We start from the raw sequence: 3,684 nt of genomic DNA on the forward strand, positions 1-3,684 counted from the left end.
TGAGTTAGCCAAACTCGCAGGCGAAAAAATTGTATTCACGAACGGCTGCTTTGATATTTTGCATGCTGGCCATGTTCGTTACCTTGAGAAAGCTCGCGCGCTTGGCGACCGCTTAGTGTTAGGCCTTAATTCTGATGAATCGGTTAAAAGACTGAAAGGCGAAACACGCCCGGTAAATCGGTTTGAAGACCGCGCAACCGTCATTGGCGGCTTAGCGAGTGTAGACTGGGTGCTGCCGTTCGGCGAAGTTAAAGGCGACCAATATGATGACACGCCCTATTATTTGATCGAGAAAGTTCAGCCGGACGTCCTTGCCAAAGGCGGTGACTATACTGTGGAAACGATTGTCGGAGCAGACTTAGTCCAAAGCAACGGTGGTAAAGTCGCTGTCATAGAGTTTGTTGATGGCTGCTCAACAACTCGTATCATCGAGAAGATACAGAATCAAAGCGACGAGTAGTAATTATGTCCAGTCCTGAATCCATCTGCATTCTGCGTCTATCTGCGCTCGGCGATGTCTGCAACGCAGTCGCAGCTGTTCAGGCTATCCAAAAAAGCTTCTCCGAGGCAAAAATCACATGGATTATCGGTAAACTCGAACATCAGCTTGTTTACGACCTTCCTGGTATCGAATTTATTGTCTTTGAAAAAGCACGCGGTAAAGCGGCGATCGACGACTTAAAAACGGCGATGCAGAATCGCTCCTTCGATGTATTGTTGCACATGCAGGTCGCGATGCGCGCCAATCGTCTTGCCCGCTTGATTCCGGCGAAAAAGAAACTTGGCTATGACTGGAAGCGCGCCAAAGAAGGACACTCACTAGTCATTAATGAGCGCATCCCACCTTTGCTGCCAAAAAGTAGCGAACAGCACGTTCTCGATAGCTTTATAAGCTTCGCATTGAAGCTCGGGGCGAAAGAGGAGCATTGCTACCCACCGACATGGAATATTCCAGTTACTGAGGCCGACCGGGAATTTGCCCTAAGCATGATCCCCGACGGCCAGCAAACGATGATTCTTTGCCCTGCTGCAAGTAAAAAAGAGCGCTGTTGGTCATCGCAAGGCTATATCGATGCGATACATTTTGTACAACGGAAAGGCATCAATGTCATTCTATGTGGAGGTCCCGCGCCGCTCGATACGGAGATTGCAGAATACATTAGCAGCAAGACCCGCGTTCCCGTGAAGAACCTCGTAGGTCAAACCACTCTAAAACAACTTTACGCACTTTTGGGGCGCGCTTTGTTTGTTCTCGCGCCAGATACAGGGCCGCTGCATCTGGCGAATGCAGCAGGCACGGGCGTCATTGGTCTATATGCCCACTCAAACCCCAAGCGAACCGGGCCATATAGCAGCCAAAACTATGTCGTTGACCATTACCAAGCGCATCTAAGACAGCAATATGGCAAACTTCCAGAGCAGGTAAAATGGGGAAAACGAGTTCATGGATCAGACCTAATGGATACCATCACAAGCAAAGAAGTCTTTGAGCAAATTGATCACCTGCTATTAGAACTCGACTCCTAGAATGGAATTATGGGTCTGGCTCGCTGCGGCGTTTAGTTTGTTCATCGGCTGCTGGGTACAAACGGCTTTAGGTTTTGGCATGGCCGTGATCGCCGCTCCGATCATCGTTATTCTCAACCCTCTATGGGTTCCCGTCGCGCTCACGCTCTGCGCCTTGTTCCTCAGCATCTTAAACACCTGGAACCAGCGTGCTCACTTAGAGCTAAAAGCGCTAATACTCCCTTTTATAACGCGCCTTCCGGGCACCGTCGTTGGCGCCTGGCTGTTGATGCAACTCGACTCAAAGACGCTTCAAATATTTGTCGCTGGCTGCGTGCTACTGGCCGTTGTCATCTCCTACTTTGGCAAGCAGTTTCAATACACCCCGGCTCGGATGGGAACAGCCGCATTCGTCAGCGGGATAATGGGGACCACAACATCCATAGGCGGGCCGCCAATGGCTTTGGTTATGCAACATGGCAACCCCAAAAATGTGCGCGCCAACCTGTCTTTGTATTTTGGGTATAGCTGCACCATCAGCATGGTCTCCTACGCCTACATTGGCATTCTGAATGACCAACTTCTAATGGAGAGTGTCAGTTTTCTGCCTGTTTGTATCGTAGGGTTTGTACTGGGTATAAAATCGAGGGATTACATTGATGATGGCGAGAAGTTTAGGCCACTACTGCTCATACTATGTGGCGGTGCGGCGCTCATTGCGCTCGCAGGGGTATTCCTTTAGCTATAAGCCATAGCCCATTGCATCTTTGAGCGGATACTTGCCACGGACAAATATCCCGCTTCCTCGCGCAATTTCACGACCTTGCTGATCATAGGCGACCGACTCAGCAATAAACTGCGTTCTATTTTTATTAACAATGCGTCCGTGTGCTCGCATGATGCCTTCAGAGACTGGGCGAGTGATATAGGTGGTAAACGAGGTTGTTAAAACAAAGACTTCGTCCTCAAACGAATTCGCAGCAAAGAAAGCCGTGTCGTCTAACAGCTTAAAGTAAACAGAGCCATGAGTTCCTCCCGCCGAATGACAGTACTCAGGCTTCAGGTCAATTTCTATGGTGCAAGCCCCCTCTTCAATTTCGATGCGAGGAGGAAAGATGGCATTAATCGGGGCGGCGCGATACATATTGCATAACGCTGTGTAGTGCTCGCTTTTCGTCATATTAACTGTTTTCCTGAAATCGGCTAATCAGCTCGAGAAACTTTTTATTCTGCTGGCTGGCGGTATATTTTTTCGCTGTCTCCGCATTTTGCGCGCCTAACCGCTTTCGCAATCCTGCATCATCACAGAGCGCTTGTAAGGCGTTAGTCCAAACTTGCTGATCCAAGCCAGAGATCGAAAAAGACACACTCTCTCCCTCGAGGATTTCGCTCGCGCCAACCATATTGTGAAGAACGACCGGCTTTGAGCAGGTCATTGCCTCTAGCGCACTCATTCCAAACTCTTCGATAAAGGCAGGTAATACAAACACATCCAGCATAGCGTAATAGTCTGCAACACAGTCAGTCGATGGAAGAAAGTGCACAGTATGCGGGTGCTGTTCCAACAAGTTCTGAAACTCACTCGCCTTGCCATTACCAGCAACAACGATATGCAAACGCTGCTCTGAGCGAAGCTGCGCGCTCACCTCGAGAAACAACTGCACGTTACGCTTTTTGAAGTTACCTGAGGTAATCAATCCGATCACCAAGTCAGCACCTGTCATACCAAGCTCTGCGCGCATATCTCGCTCTGGACGCGTGACGCTGTCTGGGTCACAACTTGGATAAAGTACTTCGATATGCTTATCGCGAATATGGAACCTCTGCACCAGATCCTGCTTCATGAGTTCCGAGTTACACACCAAGACTTGAAACTGCTGCTTGGTTAGAACTTCTGTATGCAACGCGCCAACATCATTGTCGCTGGGCAATGGGACGCCATGAATAAGTTCATGTTCAAAATGCACACAATTATGAATAAAACACACATCCGCGCTCGCGATATCTCCGTGCGCGATCGATACATCAGGCGCAATACGGCCTAACCAATACTCCGTCTGCCACTTAAAAAAACGACGTCGGATCGCACCCTTGAAAGGCCAGCGAAAGGTTTTACGAACTTGCGCGCTGGTATGAGAATAAGCAATCGGCTTTACTTTCTCTGAGATTAAAAATGAC

Annotated in this window: 5 protein-coding genes; 3 read left to right on the forward strand and 2 right to left on the reverse strand. The window is 49.0% G+C overall.

Going from position 1 to position 3,684, the window contains the following annotated elements; all coding sequences use genetic code 11:
• The 3 genes from rfaE2 to A3751_RS12705 all read left to right on the forward strand — a co-directional run.
• Window positions 1–460 (forward strand): D-glycero-beta-D-manno-heptose 1-phosphate adenylyltransferase (gene rfaE2 / locus A3751_RS12695; RefSeq protein WP_156492423.1); only part of this gene is annotated, 460 nt, incomplete at its 5' end.
• Window positions 461–465: 5 nt separating this feature from the next.
• On the forward strand, window positions 466–1,527 hold the full coding sequence (locus A3751_RS12700; protein ID WP_197466321.1) for a glycosyltransferase family 9 protein: 1,062 nt from the start codon (window positions 466–468) through the stop codon (window positions 1,525–1,527).
• Window position 1,528: 1 nt separating this feature from the next.
• A complete protein-coding gene (locus A3751_RS12705) occupies window positions 1,529–2,248 on the forward strand; it encodes a sulfite exporter TauE/SafE family protein (RefSeq protein ID WP_068456591.1) in 720 nt (239 codons plus the stop codon).
• On the opposite strand, the gene A3751_RS12710 is transcribed toward A3751_RS12705, so the two are convergent.
• Together A3751_RS12710 and A3751_RS12715 are read right to left on the reverse strand one after the other, a co-directional pair.
• Entirely contained in the window at window positions 2,249–2,686 is a 438-nt protein-coding gene (locus A3751_RS12710) for a PaaI family thioesterase (protein WP_068456594.1), read from the reverse strand.
• 1 nt (window position 2,687) lies between these two features.
• A partial coding sequence (locus tag A3751_RS12715) for a glycosyltransferase family 4 protein (protein WP_068456597.1) occupies window positions 2,688–3,684 on the reverse strand: 997 nt, incomplete at its 5' end.

The organism is Oleiphilus sp. HI0080 (genome assembly GCF_001635135.1).